Origin of the sequence: Nesterenkonia maliinae, from assembly GCF_051262655.1 — a bacterium.
Lineage (GTDB): Bacteria > Actinomycetota > Actinomycetes > Actinomycetales > Micrococcaceae > Nesterenkonia.
On record NZ_JBIMEY010000001.1, the window covers coordinates 398174 to 419768 of the forward strand.

The 21595-nt window shown below is 67.4% G+C and carries 20 protein-coding genes and 1 pseudogene; 11 read left to right on the plus strand and 10 right to left on the minus strand.

What is annotated here, in order from left to right; all coding sequences use genetic code 11:
- Positions 1–7: 7 nt before the first annotated feature.
- The 7 genes from ACHAA4_RS01750 to ACHAA4_RS01780 all read right to left on the minus strand — a co-directional run bounded on the left by ACHAA4_RS01750 (position 8) and on the right by ACHAA4_RS01780 (position 8084).
- Positions 8–793 carry an HpcH/HpaI aldolase family protein gene (locus ACHAA4_RS01750; protein WP_435772472.1) on the minus strand — a complete coding sequence of 262 codons (786 nt, stop codon included), beginning with the start codon at positions 791–793 and terminating at the stop codon, positions 8–10.
- Positions 778–1563 carry a 2-oxo-hept-4-ene-1,7-dioate hydratase gene (hpaH, locus tag ACHAA4_RS01755; RefSeq protein ID WP_435772473.1) on the minus strand — a complete coding sequence of 262 codons (786 nt, stop codon included), beginning with the start codon at positions 1561–1563 and terminating at the stop codon, positions 778–780. Before hpaH ends, ACHAA4_RS01750 begins: the two co-directional genes overlap by 16 nt.
- 31 nt (positions 1564–1594) lie before the next feature.
- Positions 1595–2704 (minus strand): 3,4-dihydroxyphenylacetate 2,3-dioxygenase, encoded by a 1110-nt coding sequence (gene hpaD, locus ACHAA4_RS01760; RefSeq protein ID WP_435772474.1) that lies wholly within the window; start codon positions 2702–2704, stop codon positions 1595–1597.
- Positions 2705–2788: 84 nt separating this feature from the next.
- On the minus strand, positions 2789–4294 hold the full coding sequence (gene hpaE, locus ACHAA4_RS01765) for a 5-carboxymethyl-2-hydroxymuconate semialdehyde dehydrogenase (protein WP_435772475.1): 1506 nt from the start codon (positions 4292–4294) through the stop codon (positions 2789–2791).
- A 30-nt stretch (positions 4295–4324) separates the two neighbouring features.
- On the minus strand, positions 4325–4987 hold the full coding sequence (locus ACHAA4_RS01770; protein ID WP_435772476.1) for a GntR family transcriptional regulator: 663 nt from the start codon (positions 4985–4987) through the stop codon (positions 4325–4327).
- Complete coding sequence (locus ACHAA4_RS01775) at positions 4984–6471, minus strand: fumarylacetoacetate hydrolase family protein (RefSeq protein WP_435772477.1); 1488 nt, start codon at positions 6469–6471, stop codon at positions 4984–4986. Before ACHAA4_RS01775 ends, ACHAA4_RS01770 begins: the two co-directional genes overlap by 4 nt.
- Before the next feature lie 131 nt (positions 6472–6602).
- Positions 6603–8084 carry an APC family permease gene (locus ACHAA4_RS01780; RefSeq protein WP_435772478.1) on the minus strand — a complete coding sequence of 494 codons (1482 nt, stop codon included), beginning with the start codon at positions 8082–8084 and terminating at the stop codon, positions 6603–6605.
- A 286-nt stretch (positions 8085–8370) separates the two neighbouring features.
- On the opposite strand from ACHAA4_RS01780, the gene ACHAA4_RS01785 reads away from it, so the two are divergent.
- A complete protein-coding gene (locus ACHAA4_RS01785) occupies positions 8371–9369 on the plus strand; it encodes an AraC-like ligand-binding domain-containing protein (protein WP_435772479.1) in 999 nt (332 codons plus the stop codon).
- 27 nt (positions 9370–9396) lie between these two features.
- Positions 9397–10014 (plus strand): TetR/AcrR family transcriptional regulator, encoded by a 618-nt coding sequence (locus ACHAA4_RS01790; protein ID WP_435772480.1) that lies wholly within the window; start codon positions 9397–9399, stop codon positions 10012–10014.
- A gap of 39 nt (positions 10015–10053) precedes the next feature.
- On the opposite strand, the gene ACHAA4_RS01795 is transcribed toward ACHAA4_RS01790, so the two are convergent.
- Positions 10054–12054, minus strand: coding sequence for a primary-amine oxidase (locus ACHAA4_RS01795; RefSeq protein WP_435772481.1), 2001 nt, complete (start codon positions 12052–12054; stop codon positions 10054–10056).
- Positions 12055–12135: 81 nt separating this feature from the next.
- Here ACHAA4_RS01795 and ACHAA4_RS01800 point away from each other — a divergent pair, with 81 nt between their 5' ends.
- Positions 12136–12684 (plus strand): hypothetical protein, encoded by a 549-nt coding sequence (locus ACHAA4_RS01800; RefSeq protein WP_435772482.1) that lies wholly within the window; start codon positions 12136–12138, stop codon positions 12682–12684.
- On the opposite strand, the gene ACHAA4_RS01805 is transcribed toward ACHAA4_RS01800, so the two are convergent.
- Positions 12672–13001: a biopolymer transporter Tol gene (locus ACHAA4_RS01805; RefSeq protein ID WP_435772483.1), complete on the minus strand. Its 330-nt coding sequence runs from the start codon at positions 12999–13001 to the stop codon at positions 12672–12674. The two genes, ACHAA4_RS01800 and ACHAA4_RS01805, sit on opposite strands and share 13 nt — an antisense overlap.
- Positions 13002–13101: 100 nt before the next feature.
- On the opposite strand from ACHAA4_RS01805, the gene ACHAA4_RS01810 reads away from it, so the two are divergent.
- The 8 genes and pseudogenes from ACHAA4_RS01810 (at position 13102) to ACHAA4_RS01845 (ending at position 20941) form a co-directional block, all read left to right on the plus strand.
- On the plus strand, positions 13102–14487 hold the full coding sequence (locus ACHAA4_RS01810) for a cryptochrome/photolyase family protein (RefSeq protein ID WP_435772484.1): 1386 nt from the start codon (positions 13102–13104) through the stop codon (positions 14485–14487).
- Positions 14488–14701: 214 nt separating this feature from the next.
- Positions 14702–16099 carry a DEAD/DEAH box helicase gene (locus ACHAA4_RS01815; RefSeq protein WP_435772485.1) on the plus strand — a complete coding sequence of 466 codons (1398 nt, stop codon included), beginning with the start codon at positions 14702–14704 and terminating at the stop codon, positions 16097–16099.
- A gap of 196 nt (positions 16100–16295) precedes the next feature.
- Positions 16296–16661 (plus strand): annotated as a pseudogene (locus ACHAA4_RS01820) (GAF domain-containing protein); the annotation flags it as partial.
- On the plus strand, positions 16647–17375 hold the full coding sequence (locus ACHAA4_RS01825) for a PP2C family protein-serine/threonine phosphatase (RefSeq protein ID WP_435772971.1): 729 nt from the start codon (positions 16647–16649) through the stop codon (positions 17373–17375). The pseudogene ACHAA4_RS01820 and the gene ACHAA4_RS01825, both read left to right, overlap by 15 nt.
- The gene (locus ACHAA4_RS01830; protein ID WP_435772486.1) at positions 17372–19330 is read left to right on the plus strand and encodes a glycosyltransferase family 2 protein; all 1959 of its coding nucleotides are present in this window, start codon (positions 17372–17374) and stop codon (positions 19328–19330) included. The genes ACHAA4_RS01825 and ACHAA4_RS01830 overlap by 4 nt, the downstream gene beginning before the upstream one ends.
- A complete protein-coding gene (locus tag ACHAA4_RS01835; protein ID WP_435772487.1) occupies positions 19327–19659 on the plus strand; it encodes an STAS domain-containing protein in 333 nt (110 codons plus the stop codon). The genes ACHAA4_RS01830 and ACHAA4_RS01835 overlap by 4 nt, the downstream gene beginning before the upstream one ends.
- The gene (locus tag ACHAA4_RS01840; RefSeq protein ID WP_435772488.1) at positions 19649–20068 is read left to right on the plus strand and encodes an ATP-binding protein; all 420 of its coding nucleotides are present in this window, start codon (positions 19649–19651) and stop codon (positions 20066–20068) included. Before ACHAA4_RS01835 ends, ACHAA4_RS01840 begins: the two co-directional genes overlap by 11 nt.
- Positions 20069–20197: 129 nt before the next feature.
- Positions 20198–20941 carry an MBL fold metallo-hydrolase gene (locus tag ACHAA4_RS01845; RefSeq protein WP_435772489.1) on the plus strand — a complete coding sequence of 248 codons (744 nt, stop codon included), beginning with the start codon at positions 20198–20200 and terminating at the stop codon, positions 20939–20941.
- Between the two features lie 70 nt (positions 20942–21011).
- On the opposite strand, the gene ACHAA4_RS01850 is transcribed toward ACHAA4_RS01845, so the two are convergent.
- Positions 21012–21545, minus strand: coding sequence for a P-loop NTPase family protein (locus ACHAA4_RS01850; protein ID WP_435772490.1), 534 nt, complete (start codon positions 21543–21545; stop codon positions 21012–21014).
- Positions 21546–21595: the final 50 nt, after the last annotated feature.

Genomic DNA, 21595 nt, shown 5'->3' on the forward strand with positions numbered 1-21595 from the left:
TGACTCCTCAGTGAGCGGTGCGTGAGATGAAGTCCGCGGCGAGCTGCTCCGAGCCGCGGGCCACGAGGGAGACGTCGGCGCCCACGAGCACCCAGGACGCTCCGGCGTCGAGGTAGTCACGAGCGGCGTCCGGATCGAAGGCGTTGACCCCGGCGGTCTTGCCGGCTCGCCTGGCGGCGGTGAACGTGGACTTCACGGCGTCGACCACCTGGGGGTGGGTCTGCTGACCCAACAGTCCCATCGAGGCGGAGAGGTCGCTGGGACCGGCGAAGATTCCGTCGATGCCCTCCACCGCGGCGATCGCCTCGGCGTTCTCCACGCCTTCGGCGGTCTCGATCTGCAGGTAGATGCTGATGTGGGAGGCCGCATCGTGAAGATAGTCCTGCACGCGGTTCCAGCGGCCCGAGCGGGCCAGCGCGTTGCCGATGCCGCGTCGACCTGCCGGTGGGTACTGCGTGGAGGCGGCGACGGATCGAGCTTGTTCGGGTGTGGAGATCATCGGGATCAGCAGGTTCTGCACCCCGAGGTCCAGCACCTGCTTGATGGTGACCGGGTCGTCGGAGGAGAGCCGGACCAGCGGGGTCACGGGGTAGCCGGAGAGCGCGTGCAGCTGGGCGAGCACCGATTCCAGCCCGTTGGGGGCGTGTTCCATGTCGATGAGCACCAGGTCCAGTCCGGAGCCGGCCATGATCTCGGCCATCACCGGGGAGCCGGAGCAGACCCAGCCGCCGATCAGCGCACGGTCGGCGGCGGCGAGGTCCTCGCGCAGGGTGGGGGTCAGTCGAAGCGGCATGTCAGGGTTCCTAGTTCTCCGTAGTCGCAGGTCACGGTGTCGCCGCGCTCCACCCACATCGGGCGGGTGAAGGAGCCGGCGAGGATCAGCTCGCCGGCCTGCAGGCTGTCGCCATGGGAGGCCAGCTTGTTCGCCAGCCAGACCACGCCCATGGCGGGATGGTTCAGCACGGCGGCGGCGACGCCGGACTCCTCGATAGTCTCGTTGCGGTAGAGCAGCGCGGAGACCCAGCGCAGGTCCACCGCGTCCGGGGCCACCGGGTTGCCGCCGTAGACCATGCCGCCCATGGCGGCGTTGTCGCTGATGGTGTCCACGATGGTGCGGCCGGCCATCTCGATCCGACTGGAAAGGATCTCCAGAGCGGGCACCACGTAGTCGGTGGCGTCGAGGACGTCGAAGATCGTGATCCCGGGGCCCTTCAGCGGCTTGCCGAGCTTGAAGGCGAGCTCCACCTCGATGCGCACATTGGAGAAGCGGCTGTGCTCGATCACCGAGCCGTTCTCGAAGACCATGTCGTCGAAGATCGCCCCATAGTCAGGTTCGGTGATCCCGGTGGCCACCTGCATCACCTTCGAAGTCAGGCCGATCTTCCGGCCGACCAGCCGCCGCCCGGAGGCGACGGCGCGGCGTCGCCATTCGTTCTGCACCGCGTAGGAGTCCTCGATGGTCATCTCGGGGTGGCGGGTGGTCAGCAGCGGGATCATGCTGCGCTGCGCCTCCGCCTCCGCGAGCTCGTCAGCGATGGTGGTGATCTGTTCCGAGGTCAGCATGCTGCTCTCCTGGTCTCTGGCTCGCCCTGCATCAGAGCTGGTGGCCCAGCTTGTACTCGCCCTGCTTCCAGGAGGGCATGGAGTCCGCGTCGTCCTTGCGGGTGTAGGAGAACCCGTCGGCGCCGATGGTCACGTCCATCTCGGAGTGCTCGGTGCGCTCCACCGAGGGCACCGGGCGCCCGTGCAGGTCCAGCACGGTGGAGGCCTCGGTGTACCAGGACGGGACCACCGGGTTGCCCCACCAGTCGCGCCGCTGGTTGTCGTGCACGTCCCAGGTCACGACCGGGTTGTCAGGGTCTCCGGTGTAGTAGTCCTGGGTGTAGATCTCGATCCGATGCCCGTCGGGGTCGCGGATATAGAGGTAGAAGGCGTTGGAGACTCCATGCCTGCCGGGGCCGCGCTCGATGTGGTCCGAGAGCCGCAGCGCGCCGAGCTTGTCGCAGATCGCCAGCACGTTGTGCTTCTCATGCGTCGCGAACGCCACGTGGTGCATCCGGGGCCCGGCGCCGCCGGTCATCGCGGTGTCGTGCACGGTGGGCTTGCGCCGCATCCAGGCCGCATAGGTGGTGCCGTGCTCGTCCTGGATGTCCTCGGTGACCCGGAACCCGAGGTCCTCCATGTAGGCCACGGCTTTGGGCACATCGGGGGTGACCTGGTTGAAGTGGTCCAGCCGGACCAGCGCGCCGGGGGTGTAGAGGTCGTAGCGCCAGGCCAGGCGCTCCACGTGCTCCACGTCGTGGAAGAACTCATACGGGAAGCCCAGCGGGTCCTGGACCCGCACGGAGTCACCGATGCCGCGGGTGAAGCCTTCCCTGTTGCGGATCACCTCGCAGCCGAGTTCGCGGTAGAACGCCTCGGCCTTGTCCAGGTCCTCAGGGCTGCGTACCCGGTAGGAGAAGGCGGCGACGGCGGCAGTCTCTCCGCGGCGCAGCACCAGGTTGTGGTGGATGAACTCCTCGATGGAGCGCAGGTAGATGGCGTCCTCGTCCTCGGCGGTGACCGTGAGGCCCAGGACGTCGACGTAGAAGTCGCGGGAGCGCTGCAGATCGGTGACGATCAGCTCCATATAGGCGCAGCGCAGGATGTCCGGCGCGGGCGAGGCGGGGGTCGGGATCCGATCCTGGGCGGGGGTGTCAGTCATCAGAAGCGTCCTTGCTCGATGGTGGAAGGTGTGGGTGTGGGTGGCCGGGTGCCGGGGGGGGGCGCCCCGCTCGGGGTGAGAGGCTCAGTCGTCCTTGCCGAAGACCGGGTTGTGGACCTCGCCGAGGTTGATGTGCACGGCCTGCTGGTCGGTGTAGAAGTCCAGTGACCGGTAGCCGCCCTCGTGGCCCAGGCCCGAGGCCTTGACCCCGCCGAAGGGGGTGCGCAGGTCCCGGACGTTGTTGGAGTTCAGCCAGACCATCCCGGCCTGGACCGACTGGGCGAAGTTGTGCGACCGCTTGAGGTCATTGGTCCAGATATAGGCGGCCAGCCCGTACTTGGTGTTGTTGGCCAGCTCCAGCGCCTCGGCGTCGGAGTCGAAGGGGGTGATCGCGACGACCGGGCCGAAGATCTCCTCCTGGAAGATCCGGGCTTCCGGTGCGACGTCGGCGAAGACCGTGGGGGCCACGAAGTTCCCGGTGGGGAATCCCTCGGGGCGGCCGCCGCCGGCGACCAGCCGGGCCTCCTCCTTGCCGATCTCGATATAGCTCATCACCTTCTCGAAGTGCTCCGGGTGCACCAGTGCGCCGACCTCGGTGCCAGCCTCGTGCGGCAGCCCGACCTTGACCCGGGAGGCCTGGGCGCCGTAGCGCTCGACGAACTCGTCATAGATGCTGCGTTCGACCAGGATGCGGCTGCCGGCGGTGCAGCGCTCGCCGTTGAGCGAGAACACTCCGAAGATGGTGGCGTTGATGGCCGCCTCGAGGTCCGCGTCGGCGAAGACGACGGCGGGGGACTTCCCGCCGAGCTCCATGGAGAGCCCCTTCAGCGCCGGTGCCGCGTTCGCGAAGATGGTCTGTCCGGTGCTGGATTCTCCGGTGAAGGAGATCAGCGGGACGTGCGCGTGCTTCACCAAGGCGTCCCCGGCCTGTTCGCCGAGGCCGTTGACCAGGTTGAAGACGCCCTGGGGCAGTCCGGCCTCCTCGAAGATCCCGGCCCAGAGGCTGGCCGAGAGCGGGGTGAACTCGGCGGGCTTGAGCACCACCGAGTTGCCGGCGGCCAGGGCGGGGGCGAGCTTCCAGCTCTCGAGCATGAACGGGGTGTTCCACGGCGTGATCAGCCCGGCCACACCGATCGGTTTGCGGCTGACGTAGTTGATCTGCCGGCCCGGCACCTTATAGACGTCATCGGCCTGGGCGACGATCAGATCGGCGAAGAAGCGGAAGTTCTCCGCGGCGCGTCGGGCCTGTCCGAGCGCCTGAGTGATGGGCAGCCCAGAGTCGAAGGACTCCAGCTCGGCGAGCCGGTCGCCACGGGCTTCCACGAGATCGGCGATCCGGTGCAGCACACGGGAGCGTTCCCGGGGCAGCGTCTCGCGCCATGGTCCGGTCTCGAAGGCGCGTCCGGCCGCCGCGACGGCGAGGTCGACGTCGGCCTTTGTTCCCGCGGCGGCGTGAACGTAGACCTCGTTGGTCACCGGGTTGAGCACCTCGAAGGTGCCGCCCTCGGCGGAGTCGCGGAGCTCGCCGTCGATGTAGTGCTGGATCTTCTCCGGCAGGTCAGCCGGAACGGGGCTCTGGTAGTCGGTCATCTCTGGTGGGTCTCCTTATGAAGAGGTGCGCTAGGAAGAGGTGCGCTGCTGGCGGTAAGCCTCGACGGTGCGCCATTTGTGCTGTCGCACCGCCATCTCGATCTCCAGCGGCTCGGCGTTCTCGCGGATCAGGTGCAGGATGTCGTCGTGCTCCTGCACGGAGCGGGGCGCCCGGTCGGGGACGAAGGCGAAGGTGGAGCTGCGCAGCCCCGACATCCGGTTCCAGCCGCGGTCGGCCAGTTCTGAGATGTGCGGGTTGGGGCAGCGTTGGAAGAGCGCCCGGTGGAACTTCTCATTCAGCGAGGTGAAGGCGACCGGGTCGAAGTCCTCGAGCATGGCGCGCATGGAATCGTTGATCGCCTGGGCTCGGCCGAGGTCGGCATCGCGCATCAGCGGCAGCGCCAGCGCGGTGGCGGCCCCTTCGAGCACGCCCAGGGTCTGCATGGTGTCGATGTACTCGTCCTGGTTGACCATGGCCACCCGGGCCCCGACATTGCGCTCGAACTCGACAAGCCCCTCGGCCTCGAGCCGGCGCACCGCCTCGCGGACCGGGACCACGCTGATGCCCAGCTCCTTGGCGATGGCGCCCAGGACGAGCCGATAGCCGGGGTTGAACTCTCGGCCGATGATGCGCTCGCGGATCCAGTCGTAGGTCAGCTCGGACTTGCTGATCCGCTCGTCGATGCGGATCACGGGCCCTCGCCCTCCTTCACCGGGGCCTCGGCGCCGGAGCGTCCCTGTTCGGTCTCGTAGCGGGCGCGCCAGGTGGAGTTCATCGGGAAGAGGCCGTCCACGGGGTGCCCGGCCTGGACCTGCTCAGCGACCCAGGCGTCTTCGGCCTCCTTGACCAGCGCCGCCTCGGCCACCTCCACTGCGATCGCCGGCGGCAGGACGATGACCCCGTCGTCGTCGCCAACGATGACATCCCCCGGCTGCACGGTGGCTCCCCCGCAGGCGACCGTGAGGTCTGCGTCCCAGGGGACGTGCTTGCGCCCGAGCACCGCCGGGTGCGGGCCCTGGCTGAAGACCGGCAGGGCGATCTCGGCCACGGTGGAGTAGTCGCGCACACCGCCGTCGGTGACGACTCCGGCGGCGCCGCGGTGCAGGGCACGTAGCGCCAGAATGTCTCCGAGGGTCCCGGAGCCGCGTTCGCCGCGGGCCTCGATCACGATGACCTCGCCGGGGTCCACGGAGTCGAACACCTTCTTCTGCGCGTTGAAGCCGCCGCCGTGAGAGGCGAAGAGGTCCTCGCGGCTCGGCACGAAGCGCAGCGTGCGGGCGGTGCCGATGAGCTTGATTCCGCTGCGGGTGGGCCGCACGCCGTCGATGGTGACGTTGTTGTAGCCGCGTTTTCGCATCTCCTGGGAGAGCGCGGCCACCGGCACCTGTTCCAGCGCGGCGCGCAGGTCGGGGTTGACTCCGGGGACCGGCTTCGGCGGCAGGCCGGCGGCCTCTCGGGAGCCCCAGGCCTCTTCGCGCTGAGTGTCGTCCACGCTGGGCAGCGAGCCGAGCGCGGGATCGAACTCCCCGGGGCCCTCGGTGACCGGGCTGATCAGTCGGCCGCTGGTGAGTCCACCGGCGTCGTCGACCTCCACCTCGATGGTGTCGCCGGGTTCGGCCACGGAGGCGCCGGCGGGGGTGCCGGTGAGGATGATGTCTCCGGGCTGCAGGGTCAGGTGTTGGGAGAGGTCGGCGACGAGCTGGGTCAGCGGGAAGATCATCGAACCGGTGGCCCCGTCCTGGACGAGGTGGCCGTTCTTCCAGGTGCGCACGCGCAGCCTCTGCGGGTCCACCGCAGCGGCGTCGATGAGTTCAGGGCCCACCGTGGTGTAGCCGTCGCGGCCCTTGTTGCGCACATTGGAGCCCTTGTCCGCGGCGCGCAGGTCGTAGAGCCCCCAGTCATTGGCCGCAGTCACGGCTCGGACGTGGCTCCAGGCGTCCTCGGCGGTGATCTGGCGGGCTTCTGCGCCGATGATCAGCGCGATCTCACCTTCAAAGGCGAGCAGCTCGGTGCCGTCGGGGCGCTGCACAGCACCTCCGGAGACCCCCAGCGAGCTGGTCGGCTTGAAGAAGTAGGACGGGGTCGCGGGACGTCGGCCACGCTCCGCGGCGCGGGACTCATAGCTGATGTGCACGGCGACGATCTTGCCGGGCGTGCCTAGTTCTTGTGCGCTCATGTGGTCTCCTCGACGAGCCGGTCCGGACCCTGCCGGCGGATGATATTCCAGATCGTATACGGTATGTGATGTGGCGCACAACCCCTGAATCGAAGAGTCTCCGGCGTCGGCCCCTGCGGCATGCCGGGGGGTCAGCCGATGTTCGACCGGCTGACGCCCCGGTAGATCTCGGGACGCTTCACCCGGAGGTATTGCGCCCAGAGCAGCCCGACCACGCCAGATCCGACGATGGCCCCGGGCAGGATGACCACCAGGGCCGATGAGCTGGAGGAATCGATCATCACATCGAAGTTGAACATGATGAGCGCGGCGATGAGGCCCAGTCCGATGGCGGCGAGCAGCGGAGCGACGGTGCGCACGAACAGCGGATGCCGCTCAGGCTCCCGATTGAAATACCGCAGGACCGCGACCGAGGTGATGCACAGCAGCAGCACCAGGCCGAAGCCGGCGGCGTTGGTCAGCCAGGGGAACATCGTCAGCACCGGAAACAGGGGCCCCAGCTCAGACCCGGACCCCGCGATCGCGAAGACGATGATCAGCGTGAGTCCAAGTCCGCTCTGCAGCAGGGAGCCGGCGATCGGAGCACCGCTGCGTGCCCCCGTGTGCGCCAGCAGTCCAGGCATGATCCGGGCTCGACCCATGGAGAAGAAATAGCGGGCGGCCGCGTTGTGGAACGCCACCAGCGCCGCCATGATGCTGGTCAGGAACAGCACGGCGGCGAGATTGACCAGCATCGCCGGCAGCCTGCCGTCGAGGAAGACGAAGACAAGGTCTGGTCCCCACTCCTGAGCCTGCGCCACGATCTGCGACGGACCGATTCCGACGGCCAGCGCCCAGGACGATGCGGCATAGAACAGCGCGATGATCGCCACCGCGATATAGGTGGCTCGAGCCACGGAGCGTTCCGGGTTCTTCGCCTCCTCGGAGTAGATCGCTCCGGACTCGAAGCCCATGAAGGCAGCCATGCCGAACGCGAGCAGCGCACCCAGGCTTCCGTTCATCCAGTTCTCCGGGAGCAGCGTCTCAGCCGTGATCCCTTCAGGGGCTGAGGTCAGGGACAGCAGGCTCACGACGATCACGACGAGGAACTCCAGAAGCACGATGACCGCGAGCACCTTCGCCGAGAGGTCGATGCGATTCACGCCCAGCCACGCGACCAGGGCCCAGCCGGCCAGCGCGCAGATCCACCAGGCGATCGTGACGCCGAAGAGATCGTCGACGATGGAGGACGCGGTGAAGCCGAACACGCCGTAGATGCCGATCTGCATCGCGTTGTACGTCATCAGCGCCAGGAACGCCGTCCCGATGCCGGGCCGCGTGCCGAGTCCTGCAGCGACATAGGCGTAGAACGCCCCAGCGTTCTGCACGTAGGTGCTCATTCGCCCGTACCCGACGGCGAAGAGACCCAGAATCACGCCCAGCAGCAGATATCCCACGGGCACACCGGTCTGGGCCGTGATCGCGAAGCTGGTGGTGGCGCCCCCGGCCAGCACGGTCAGGGGTGCGGAGGCCGCAATGATCAGGAAGACCAGGGCTGGAACGCCGAGGGTCCGTTTCGCCAGCGCGGTCTCCTCCTCCGCCGTGGGCCGGGTAGAGGCAGCATGCTCGGTCATCGGGTGCTCCATTTCTCCTCAGGTTCCGACGAGGTGCAGTCGCCGGTGCTTCGAAGTATCCCGAGACGTGGAGGGACGAGTCTTGCACCAGGATGCACGGGCTTTGCACATCCGGGCTGATCCACCTGCACCCACCCGGGCCGCACGCCGGCACGGACCCTTTACAAGCCCTGTGAGCGCTGTCACACTGAGGAATCACCCAGGTTCACATGTTCGAAACTCCTCTGTCATCAATGTTGAGCATGTGCTCAATAAACTGGACGTGAGCCTCTGCACAGGAGCGACGATGCACACGATCAACTCCATGGGCGCCGATCTCGAGCCGGTGTCCCCCGGGTGCGCCATGCCGGCGTCCGACCTCGACAGCTGGCGCGAAGCCATCGCGGCGGCCGTCGTCCCGCTCGAGATCCAGGCGAAGCCGGGCACCACCTTCTCCGGGCGCATTCGCAGCTCCGCCGTCGACGGCGTCGGCGTCTACGAGCTGCTGACCACCGCCCATACGGTGCGCCGCACGCCGAATCTGATCTCCAAGGACGACTCCCGCTTCTACAAGCTCAGCCTGCAGCTCTCCGGACGGGGCATCCTGGAGCAGGACGGCCGGCGCGCCGACCTCGGACCCGGAGATCTGGCCATCTACGACACCCACCGTCCCTACGCCCTGGACTTTCCTGAGCCCAGCCGCACCATGGTGATGGTGATCCCGCGAGAGCCGGTGGACCTCACCGCAGAACAGATCGCGCGCGTCACCGCCACCTGCTTCTCCAGCAACCGCGGATTCGGGCGCCTGATCAACCCGTTCTTCATCGAGCTCTGCAACAGCATCGAGCAGCTGCCCGGCGCCTACGGCACCCGGCTGGTCCATTCCGCACTGGACCTGATGGTGACGATGCTCGCCCAGGAGCTCGACAGCCGCAGCGACGGTCCTGCCTCCGCCACCGGAAGTCTGCACCGGGAGATCCGCGAGTACATCCTGAACCACCTGGGCGATGAGACGATGACGCCGACCTCGATCGCGGCGGCCCATTTCGTCTCGCTGCGCTACCTCTACACGATCTTCGCCGAGGAGGGTGAGACGATCTCCGCGTGGATCCGCACCCGCCGGCTGGAACATATCCGCAGGGATCTGCTCGACCCGATCCATGCGAAACGCCCGGTCTCCTGGGTCGCGGGTCGTTGGGGGCTCCATGACGCTGCGCACTTCTCCCGGCTGTTCAAATCCGAGTACGGAGAATCGCCGAGCGTCTACCGGCGACAGCGGCTGGTCGGGGGGTCACTGGCCGCCTGAGCCCGGCTGATGCGGGAGAATCAGCTCATGCCGAAGAAGATCGACCGAGAAGGCCGCCGCCAGCAGATCGTGCGGACCTATCTGCGCATCGCTGATCGAGACGGACTGGAAGCGGCGACTTCCCGAGCGGTTGCCGCCGAGCTCGGGGTCTCCACCGGGTCGCTGTGGCATTACTTCGCCGGGTTCGACGACGTCGTCTTCCGCGCCTTCACGCTGATCTTTGACCGCACGAATTCACGCATCGCCGAACGGGTCGGCCATCGCACGGGCCTGGAGGCGCTGACCGCCATGCTGCGGGAGGTTCTGCCGGTGGGACCGGAGACGGAACGCGAAGCTCTGATCGTGACGAACTTCTGGGGCCGAGCCTCCTCCAAGCCCGAGCTGGGAAGGGTCCAGACCGAGGTGGGCGCGAGGTGGCGACGCCAGATCACCGAGCACCTGATCGAGGCGATGGACGCAGAGGAGCTCAGCGCCGCGGCCCCGGTCGAGGAGCTCGCGGACGTTTTGATGGTGCTGATCACCGGCCTGCAGGTGGAATGCGCGCTGCGCACGCCGCTGGCCGAGACGCAGAGGCAGTGGCGGATGATCCGCCACTGCCTCTGCCCCTGGCTCACCGCCGCAGGTCGCACCGCCGCGACGCTCTAGGCGAGGTTCCGGTGAGGACCGACGTGGAGTTACGAGGGCTCAGCCACACCCGCAGCCGCACCCGTCGGATTCCCCGGTGCCGGCAGTCTGCGCGTCACCTGCGTCCTCCGGCTTCGCGGCGCAGTGCGCGGAAGACTCCGGGGGCACATCGAGGGTCGGGTTGCGGTCGAAGAACCCGTTCGGGGTCAGCGTGAAGCCGGCGTAGTCCACCGGCATGATCGGCCAGTCCTCGGTCCGCGGGAAGTGAGTCAGCCCGAAGGTGTGCCAGAGCACCAGGTCTTCTCCCACGAGCGAGCGATCCTGCTCGATGTAGCTCGGCAGTCCGCCGAAGCCTGGATTGAGGTTCACCTGGTCCCCCGCCGGGAACTGATGATCTGGGTGGAACTGAGTGACCCAGAGATGGTGCCCCGCGAACGCGGCTCGGCGTCGGATGGAGGAGTCTTGAGCCGCCAACAGGGTGGGGCTCTCCTCCGGATGGAGGACATAGGAGGTGGGAGCACCGAGCCTGTTGGTCTTCTCGGCGCTGCTGATCTGCCAGACCCGGCCCACTGAACCCTTCGCATCGCGCACGGCCTCCTTCTCGGAGCGCAGTCGCGTGACATTGCGGGTGAAGGCGTTGCCCCACGGATTCTCATCACTGGTGGGAACCTGCGCGGCGTCGATCTCGTCGATCGAGTTGCTGGTGCCGTCCACGGTCATGTCCAGACGGGCGCAGAAGAGGTGCTGATGCACGGGAGCTCCGAGGCCCGGGGCCAGTTCGGTGGCGTAGGGGTAGTCGGGTGAGGGCATTCCGGAGGTGAACACGACTCCCGTGGCCTTGGACTCCAACTCGATCTTTCCGTCCAGGTACAGGTACCAGTAGAAGCCATAGTCGTAGTTGCCCACGGTGACGAAGAAGGAGACCACCAGGCGGCGCTGGCGGCGCACCTCGCTGGTTCCGGAGAAGTCATCGGTGTGCTTCCACAGGATCCCGTAGTCCTCCTCGTGGATGCAGATCGCATTGGGCAGGGTCTTGGGCTGCCCACGGTCATCGACGACGACGGCGTCCACATAGGTGATCTCCCCCTTGCAGTCGCAGCCGAGCTCCAGGGCGTTGGCGAGCCGGCCGAACTGGTACTCGCCGACGTCGAAATAGTTCTGCCAGGCGTGGGTGGGGGTGGGGTCGCCGTAGCTGACCACCATCTCGGCGATGGAGCCGCGGTAGAGGATGGGCCGGTCCACGCCGTGATCATGGAAGCTGAGCTGGTGCAGCGTCAGGCCTTCGCGGCCATTGAACCCGACCCGGACCTTCCAGTTCTCCCAGGCCAGGACTCCGTCCTCGAGGCTGAAGCTCACCCCTTCCGGCTGGGTGATGGAGATCGGCTTCAGGGTGGTGCGGTAGTCACCCCGCACCGCGGGGTCCAGGTAATCACCGGACTCCTCGGGCACGTGCATGACCTCGGTCTCCACGACGCGGAGCACCTTCTTGTTGGTCAGGTCGACATGCGCGACGACGCCATCGATGGGGTGCGCCCAGACGGAGTCGCTGGGATAGTCCTGACGGAAGGCCAGCGCGCGGACCATCCGCACGCCGACCTCGTCGGCGTAGCCGAAGATCCCGGCGGAGAGCCCGACGACGACCACCTTGTCCAGATCGGTCACGCCACGCTTCGCGATCGCCTCGACCCAGCGCCTGTCGGCCTTCACGATCGGATCGGCACCGGCGAGGTCTTCATCAAAGCTCGGGGCCGAACCCTGGTCCGCCGCGTTGACCTCTCGGCGCTCCACGATGGCCTCCTGATCGAGATCGACCACGAGCTCGGTCAGGGTCAGCGTCTCCAGGTCGGTGAGCAGCAATGCGATCTCGCGGGGCAGCCGGGTCCCGGGCGTCCACGCGGCGACGTCCTGCTTGGGAGGTTCACGCAGGGTCACGTAGGAGACCCGCGTCGCATCGGAGAGCAGCGATTCGCGATCCAGGATGCCGCGCATCACCTCGATCTCGGGTACGGACAGGGGCGTCAGGGGGTGACGGGACGAGTGGTCCCGGGTCTTGTCAGCCATGGTGATCCTCCTTATAGTTGAGCGCACGCTCAACAATAAATATGACACATTTCACATGTGTTTCGGAAGGGTCAAGTGCGCATGACACTCGCGATCCGTCGAACAGCCGCCCTCGGCGCAGCCGCTTCGGGCTTGCTGCACCTGATCCTGCTCGGCCACGGCCACCACCTTGGATCTGCTCTGGCGATGGCCGGCATGGCGATCATCTGCCTGCCCTGCGCCGGACACCTCTGGCGGAAAGCCGGCCGGAGGTCCTGGACCACGATCGCCGTCATGAACGCTGCGATGCTCGGGGTGCATCTCTGGATGACCGCTGAGGCTGACCAGCACGACTCCGCTCGAGGGGACCAGTTGTCGGGCGCGGCGGAGACAGGAGTGGCCGACGCGGCAGTCCAGGCAGGACATGCCCACAGCCTCGTCCCGGATCTCGGCCCCGTCGCGTCGAATCCCGAGGCGTCGGCTGCGACGCTGCACCACGTCCTGTTTCCGCTGGCGTCCGGGATGGCCGCCCTCGAGATTCTGCTGGCTCTCCTCGGACTCATGCTTCTGCATCGGGGCCGGGACGGAACCATCGCCGTCCCGGATTCTGGGGAAGGCCGCCACGACCCCCTCGGCAGCTACGTGCGGTAGGGCTCATCCAGCGCATCGAGCTCCGCCAGCACCCGCTCCGCCGCAGCGATCCTCTCGGCCTCAGGAAGATCCCACCAGTAGGGACCGCGCTCCCCCAGTCCGGTCTTGGCCAGACCGACCCGTCTCCGGGAGGCGGTCACCCGCTCGTCGTCGCCGGTCTTCTTCCCCGCCCCGACCCCAGATCTGCCGCGGCCAAGGTGGGACTTCAGCGCGGCGACCAGCTCCTCGGGCAGCGCCGGATCGGTCCGGCGCCAGCGTCGCCCCTTGATCACCAGCCAGCGCTCGGACTCCTCGGCGGACTGCGTTTCCTCAGACATCGTCATCTCCTTCACCAGCCCAGTCGATGAGCGGGTTCCCCTGCTACTGTGCCAGCCAGGACGGCCGCTCGCGCGGCGACGCTTCGCCGAAAGGGCACTGATGACCCGCACGCTCCTCTGGTTCCGCGACGATCTGCGCACCGCAGACCATGAGGCGCTGCTCTCCGCCTGCCAGCGCGCGCAGAATCCCGGCGACGTCGTCGCACTCTATGTCCTCGATGAGGTCAGCCCCGGGGTGCGCCCGCTGGGTGGTGCGGTGAAGTGGTGGCTGCACCACGCGCTGGAGTCACTCACGGCCCATCTCGGCGAACTCGGGATCCCGCTGCTGCTGCGGGCGGGGGACCCTGCGGAGATCCTGCCCACGCTGGCTCAGGAGCTCGGCGCGGACAAGGTGCAGTGGTCGCGGCGCTACGGCGGACCCGAGCGCGCGGTGGACGCCGGGATCAAGGCCGCGCTGCCGGAGCTCGGCATCGAGGTGGAGAGCTTCAACGCCTCACTGCTGCATGAGCCATGGACCGTGCAGACCAACACCGGCGGTCCCTATAAGGTCTACACCCCCTTCTGGAAGCAGATCAGCGTGCGGGATCCCGGCGCTCCGCTCGAACGCCCCGCACCTCTGGGCACCCTCGCCGACGTCGAGTCCGCGCTTCCTGCGCTGAACCACGGCGCCGGAAGCCTGCAGGACTGGGCGCTGCTGCCCACCCGTCCAGATTGGGCCGGAGGTCTGCGTGAGAACTGGACCCCCACGGAGGCCGGCGGCCACGAGCGGCTGCGCGAGTTCTTGGAGGATCAGGTCCAGGACTACGACGACGCTCGGGATGTCCCCGCCGGGGACGGCACCTCGCGGATCTCGCCCTACCTGCGCTTCGGCCAGCTCAGCCCGCGCCAGGTCTGGAACGCCGCCCATCAGCAGACCGATGAGGCGGTGGGCAAGTTCCTCTCCGAGATCGGCTGGCGCGAGTTCTGCTGGCACCTGCTCTTCCACTTCCCGCAGCTGCCGCACACCAATCTGCGCGCCCAGTTCGACGCCTACCCCTGGAAGTCCCGCCACGAGGCGCCGGAGGACTTCCGCGCGTGGACCAAGGGGGAGACCGGGTTCCCCTGGGTGGACGCCGGGCAGCGCCAGCTCTGGGAGACCGGGCATATGCACAACCGGGTGCGGATGGCCTCAGCGAGCCTGTTGATCAAGAACCTCGGCATCGACTGGCGCGAGGGTGAGGCCTGGTTCTGGGACACGCTGGTCGACGCCGATGCCGCCTCCAACCCGGCGAACTGGCAGTGGGTGGCCGGCTGCGGGATGGACGCCGCACCGTATTTCCGGATCTTCAACCCGGAGCGTCAGCGGGAACGCTTCGACCCCAAGGGCGCCTATATCAGCGCCTGGATCCCGGAGCTCAACAGCCCCGAGTATGCGGAGCCCATCGTAGACCTGAAGGCCTCGCGTGAGGAGGCGCTGGAGCACTACAGCCAGATCAGCGGCAAGTGACCTGGCTCTGCAGGGACTGCTCATGAGGTAGAGTAGTGACCTTGGTGCCCAGCACGTGTGGGTGCCTGCGTCGTAAGAACGCCTTGATCAACGGGGCCGTGATTTCCACCGGCTCACGTTTCAGCAGTGATTTTCTCGCGGCGACCGAGTGCATCAACCGATGCCTTCGCCCTATGCCAGACCAGTCCCAGGCAGGAACACCCCTGCCTTCCCTGTGTCTGGCGCTTTCCGAAAGGCTCCCGCCATTTCTGAGACCCAGACCTTCGCCGACCTCAACGTTCCCGCACCGCTGGTGCGCGCACTGGCTGCGGATGGCAAGACTGACGCTTTCGCCATCCAGCAGCAGACGCTGGCCGACACCCTCGGCGGACGTGACGTCCTTGGCCGCGGCAAGACCGGCTCGGGCAAGACCCTCGCCTTCTCCATCCCGATGGTCGCCCGCCTCGGCGAGAAGAACGCGGCCAAGAACCGCCGCCCCGGCCGCCCGCTCGGCCTGATCCTGGCCCCCACCCGCGAGCTGGCCACCCAGATCAACGCGGTGCTCGAGCCCCTCGCGGCCTCGTACAACCTCAAGACCACCACGATCTTCGGCGGCGTCACCGCCTCACGCCAGATCAACGCGCTGAAGTCCGGCGTGGACATCGTCGTGGCCTGCCCCGGCCGGCTCGAGGACCTGCTGAACCAGCGCGCCCTGAGCCTCGAGTCCGTCGAGATCACGGTGCTGGATGAGGCCGACCACATGGCAGACCTCGGCTTCCTCCCGGTGGTCACCCGGCTGCTGGAGAAGACCGACTCCAAGGGTCAGCGGCTCTTCTTCTCAGCCACTCTGGACAACGGTGTGGACAAGCTGGTCAAGCGCTTCCTGAACAACCAGGTGCTGCACTCCGTGGACGAGGCCACCTCCCACGTCTCCGCGATGACCCACCACGTCTTCGAGGTCCACAACGATGACAAGCGCGACCTGGTGAAGCAGCTGGCCTCCGGCACCGGACGCCGGATCCTCTTCACGCGCACCAAGCACCAGGCGAAGAAGCTTGCCAAGCAGCTCACCGATCAGGGCACGCCCGCGGTGGACCTGCACGGCAACCTGTCGCAGTCCCAGCGTGACCGCAACCTGGCCGCCTTCGGCGAGGGCGACATCAAGGTCCTGGTCGCCACCGACGTCGCCGCCCGCGGCGTCCACGTGGACTCGGTGGAGCTCGTGGTCCACGTGGATCCGCCGGCCGAGCACAAGGCCTACCTGCACCGCTCGGGACGCACCGCCCGCGCCGGCAGCGCCGGTGACGTCGTCACGGTGATGCTCCCCGAGCAGCGCCGCGACACGCAGGCTCTGCTGCGCAAGGCAGCCATCGCCGTGCACCCGATCCGGGTGAACTCCGAGTCCGAGGCTGTGAGCGAACTGGTCGGTGCCACCGCCGAGTTCGTCAAGCCCGCACCGCGCGCCCCGGTCCAGCAGCAGCAGCCCCGTCGTCGTCCCGGCACCTCCTCGCCTCGCGGCGGCGGAGCGGCACGTGGCGGTCGCGGCGGCTCCGGCGGTCCCGCCCGTGGCGGTCGCCCCTCCGGACGCAGCGGCGCCGGTGCAGCAGGCCGGTCGTCACGACCCGCACGCTGACCCGCTCAGGTCGTCGCGATGATCTCAGAATGACAACACCGCAGATGGGTGGGCCTCAGGGCCCGCCCATTTGTGTATTCTAAGCTTTAGCAATTGCGGTACAAAAGCTTTTTTGAGGAGCCGAGTATGTTGGACGAAAAGAGCCGACAACGTGCACTTGACGCCCTGAGGATCCTCGACACTCCCCCCCGATGAACGCGTCGACCGGATCACCCGTCTCGCGCAGCAGATCTTCGAGGTCCCCATGGTCAGCGTCAACCTCCTGGACCGGGATCGGCAGTGGCGCAAGTCGGAGGTCGGACTCGGCGTCAAAGAGGTTCCCCGAGCGGGGGCGTTCTGCGAGGCCACGATCCAGCAGACCGACGCCTTCGTGATCGAGGACGCCGCTCGGGATGCGAAGTGGGCCTCGAACCCCTTCGTCCTCGGCGATCCTCACCTCCGGTTCTACGCCGGACACCCGTTGCAGGCACCCGGTGGTGAACACGTCGGCACCCTGTGCATGCTCGACACGAAGCCGGGCAGCCTCGATAAGAGCCAGCGCGACCTCCTGAAGGACCTGGCCATCTGGGTGCAGACCGAGCTCGCCCAACAGCACGAACTGGACCACGCGGCCGTGGTCCAGCGCGCGCTGGCCCCGCGCAACCTCCCCCAGCCCCCCGGATTCACCGTCACCGCCGCCTCCGCGCCGGCGGGCGCCGTCTCCGGAGACTTCCACGACGTGACCCTGCACGATGACCAGCTCCGCATCACCCTGGCAGACGTCATGGGCAAGGGCATCGGTGCCGGCATCATCGCCTCTGCCGTCCGCGCCTCCATGCGCACCGCACCCGAACGTTCGCTGCTCAGAACGGTGAGCGAGATCGACGCCATGCTGGAACACGACGTCGGGGACCTGCACATGTTCGTCACGCTCTTCTGCGGCGACCTCGACACCCGCACCGGAGAGATCACCTACGTCGACGGCGGACACAGCCTCAGCTTCATCCTGCGCGCCGACGGCAGCTGGGAACACCTGAACTCCACCGGGCTCCCCCTCGCCATGGGCCTCGACGAGCCCCACGGCCTCGGCACCGCGCGGCTGAACCCCGGAGACGCGCTGCTGAGCTGCAGCGACGGCCTGCTCGACCTGCTGGACCTGGACGATCCCTTCGGTCAGGTCGAGCAGGTCCTCGCCCAGTTCGGCATTGAGGGCGCCGTCCAAGAGGCGATGCGCATCGCCGTCGCGGCCAAGGCCGTCGATGATGTCACCGTGGTCGTGGTCAGGAGAGACTCTTGAGCCGTCGGCTGATCCTGATCCGGGTCTTCGCGGTGCTCGCAGTGCTGACCGGGATCAACTACGTCACCTGGCGCTGGATGGACTCGCTGAACTGGGAGGCCTGGTGGATCGCGGTGCCGCTGGTCCTCGCGGAGACCTACAGCCTGATCGACACGTTCCTCTTCGCCACCACCATGTGGCGGTCCAAGGAGCGCGAAAGTCCTCAATCCCCTCCCACTGGCACCGTGGATGTCTTCATAACCACCTACAACGAGCCGATCGAGATGGTCATGGCCACCGCGCGGGCCGCGAAGCACATCGCCTACCCGCACGAGACCCATGTCCTTGACGACGGCAACCGTCCGGAGATGGCCGCCGCAGCCCGCGCCGAAGGGCTGGGCTACATCACCCGGTCGGAGGACTGGACCGACAAGCCGCGCCACGCCAAGGCCGGAAACCTGAACAACGCGCTGTTCGAGACCGACGGGGAGTTCCTGCTGATCCTCGACGCCGACCAGATCCCGGACCCGCTGATCCTGCACCGCACCCTCGGTTATTTCGGGGACGACGAGCAGGTCGCACTGGTGCAGACCCCGCAATGGTTCATCAACGTCGACGAGGCCGACCCGCTGGGCAGCCAGGCGCCGCTGTTCTACGGTCCCATCCAGCAGGGCAAGGACGGCTGGAACGCAGCCTTCTTCTGCGGCTCCAACGCTGTGCTGCGTCGCGACGCGCTGATGCAGCTGGGGATCGTCGGCTACGTGCGCAACCTCCAGGACTCCACCGATCGCACCCTTCGTGCGGCGGAGAAGCTGCTCTCTCGCGAAACGCGGCGTCACCGGGCCACGCCAGAGCTGCACAAGGAACTCCAACACCTGCGCGAAGAGGTCACCGGCGCCAGGCACGCCGTCACCTCTGGAGAGCCCATCGCCGACGTCACCTACCAGCTGCACGCAGCCGTCAACGAGGCCTCCGGCCGGCTGGTCAAGCAGGACATGGACACGATGGCCGAGGATCTGGTCGCCATCCATGCGCTGCCGGTCCAGCGCGACGCCGAGCTCGGCGCCCTCGTCATCGACGAGGTCGGACTGGATGCGCTCACCACCCGGGAGCTCTCCCCGCTGGCGGCGGTGAAGTCCGTGGGTGCCCTCGTCGACGCGCTGCGCGTGGACCGTCCCGACGAGGCCCAGCCGATCCAGCCGCTGGCGACGATCTCGGTGACCGAGGACATGGCCACCGCCATGCAGCTGCACAGCATGGGCTGGCGCAGCGTCTACCACCACGAGATCCTCGCCCGAGGGCTCGCGCCGGAGGACCTGCAGACCATGCTCAAGCAGCGTCTGCGCTGGGCCCAGGGCACGATGCAGGTGTTCCTGCGTGACAACCCGCTGGCCAAGCGGGGACTCTCGGCCGGCCAGCGACTGATGTACTTCGGGACCATGTGGAGCTACCTCGCCGGCTTCGCCGCGATCATCTACCTCTCCGCCCCGGTCATCTACCTGATGTTCGGCGTGATGCCGGTCAACGCGTGGAGCGGCGACTTCTTCGCCCGCTTCCTGCCGTACTTCCTGATCAACCAGCTGATGTTCCTGGTCGTGGCGCGCGGCATTCGCACCTGGCGCGGCCAGCAATACTCGCTGGCGCTCTTCCCGGTCTGGATCCGCGCCTGCACGTCCGCCTTCGCCAACGTGGTGTTCAAGAAGCCGCTCAGCTTCGTGGTCACCCGCAAGGACGGCCGTGAGAGCGGTACGCTGCCGCTGCGCGAGGTATGGCCCCAGCTCACAGCCATCGCGCTGCTGATCCTCGCGCTGATCACCGGCATCGTCAGGGTGCAGCTGGGCACCGCAGACGGTGTCGGCACCCTGGTCAACACCGTCTGGGTGGCCTACTCGTTGGCCGCCCTGAGCATCGTCATCCAAGCCCTGCGCTACAAGGGACCCGCAGCACACGCCGAAGAGGCAGAAGGAACACCATGAATCTGAACGTCTCCACCCATCCACACCATGCCGTCGTGCGCCCCGAAGGACGACTCACCGCCGCGGGCGCTCCGCGGCTCAAGCAGGCGATCAAGAAGCTCATCGAGGACGGGAATCCCCGCATCGTAGTGGACCTGGCCCAGACCGAGTTCATCGACTCCTCCGGACTCGGCGCGCTGATCGGCGGCTTGAAAGCGGCCCGACTCGCCGAGGGCGATCTGCGGCTCGCCGCAGCCAGCGACTCGGTCAAGAGCGTCTTGAAGCTGACCAGCCTTGATCGCGTGCTCCGCGACCACCCCACCGTCGAGGCGGCCTTCGGTGACAGCTGATGGGGGCTCCCGCGTCACCCTGACCGGGGCGGCGGAGCTGGACTTCGTGGATCGGGTGCTCACCGCCCTGGAAGAGCTCTTCCAAGGCGCCGGTGACCTCACCGATGAGGATCGCACCTTCTTCTCGCTCGCGGTCAGCGAGATCATCACCAACATCGTCATGCACTCGAACTGTCAGGGCGACGCCGGGGTCACCGTCACCGCGGACCTCACGGTCGACGCCGCCGCGCTCTCGGCCCGCTTCCAGGACGACGCCGCGCCGGTCACCATCGCACTGCACGAGGCGGAGCTTCCCGAGGAACTGGCGGAGTCTGGCCGCGGTCTGGCGATCGCGAAGATGGCGCTGGACCAGCTCAGCCATGAGGTGAACAACGGCCACACCTGGACGTTGGTCCGACGCCGCCGCTGAGCACTGATGATCGCCCCCTTGGAGACTCCTGGGTGTGGCCTGGGACACCCCGGATCCAGGCCACGCTTGACCAACCCCCGTGCGGAGACCCAGGATTGATGGAACTCCCACGGAACGGAACCGCAGCACATGATCGAATACGGCGTCGCCCCTGGCATTCATCTGGTCTCCCAGGCGAACGTGAACTGCTACGTCGTAGAGGCGCAGGACGGGATCACTCTCATCGACGCCGGACTGCCGGGGATGTGGCACGAGGTCATGGAGGTGCTCAAGGCGCGCCAGCGGATGCCCTATGAGGTGAAGGCCCTGGTGCTGACCCACGGGCACTTCGATCACCTCGGGTTCGCGCTGCGCGCCCAGAAGAGCTTGGGCATCCCGGTGATCATCCATCACGAGGACGCCGAGCTCGCGACCACGCCTTACCGCTATGCCACGGAACGCAACCGGCTGCTCTACCCGCTGGGACACCCGCGATCGCTGCCGCTGCTGGGACGGATGGTGGCTTCCGGAGCGCTCACCGTCAAGGGCGTGCACGGCGTCCAGCTGATGACCGCCGGATCCACGCTTCAAGTGCCGGGTTTTCCGGTCCCGGTGCACACCCCGGGCCACACCGACGGGCACTGCATCCTGCACTTCCCGGACCGCCGGGCGGTCTTCAGCGGCGACGCCCTGGTCACCCTGGATCCCTACACCGGGGAGACCGGACCTCAGATCGTCGCCGGAGCGGCCACCAAGGACACGGCCCAGGCGATCAGCTCGCTGGACGCGATCGCGCTCACCGAAGCCGACACTGTGCTCCCAGGCCACGGAGCGGTCTGGTCTGACGGGGCGCAGGCCGCCGTGAAAGCTGCACGAGAGGTCGGCCGGCACTGACACCGTCGGTGCCCGTCATGTCCGAGGCCGCGGCGTCCCGGGCATGAACCACGCGGGAGGAGGCTGCCTGCTACGACGCATGTCCCAGCCTTCGGACGAACCTCGACCGAAAGGTCCGCAGCCATCGTCGAGCCTGACCTGGTGACGTGAATCGATAGAGCACGAGATGCGGATACTCACGCTCGACGACGCCCGGCAGCTGGTCCAGATTTCGTCGGGTGCGCCAGGCCCAGCGGATGATGTGGTCCTTCTCCGTGAAGATGGTCCGCAACGGTTCCTCGCGCAGGCCCGCGTCCCAGAGCGACGCTCGGGTCGCGCGCCTCATGAGTGTACGGCGAGCGACCCAGTACATGCGTCGTGGCACCGAGTAGTCCAGCCAGATCATGGCATGAGCGCGTCGCGCCAGGATCGGTCGGGCCGCGGAGTACTGCCACTCGGTGACCCAGGAGTCTGATGCCGCGGCGGCCGAGGCGTCGTCGAGGAATGTGAGTCGAGGCGTCCATCCAGGACCCCAATGGAGGTTGTCCATCTCGAACCGCGGGAGGTCCTTGATGACCGCCAGCTGCTCGGCGAACCTGGTCTTCCCCGCCCCGGAAGTGCCCACAATGAGGAGGCGTGTGCAGTGGGCCGGCAACGGGTCCCTGAAGCTCAATG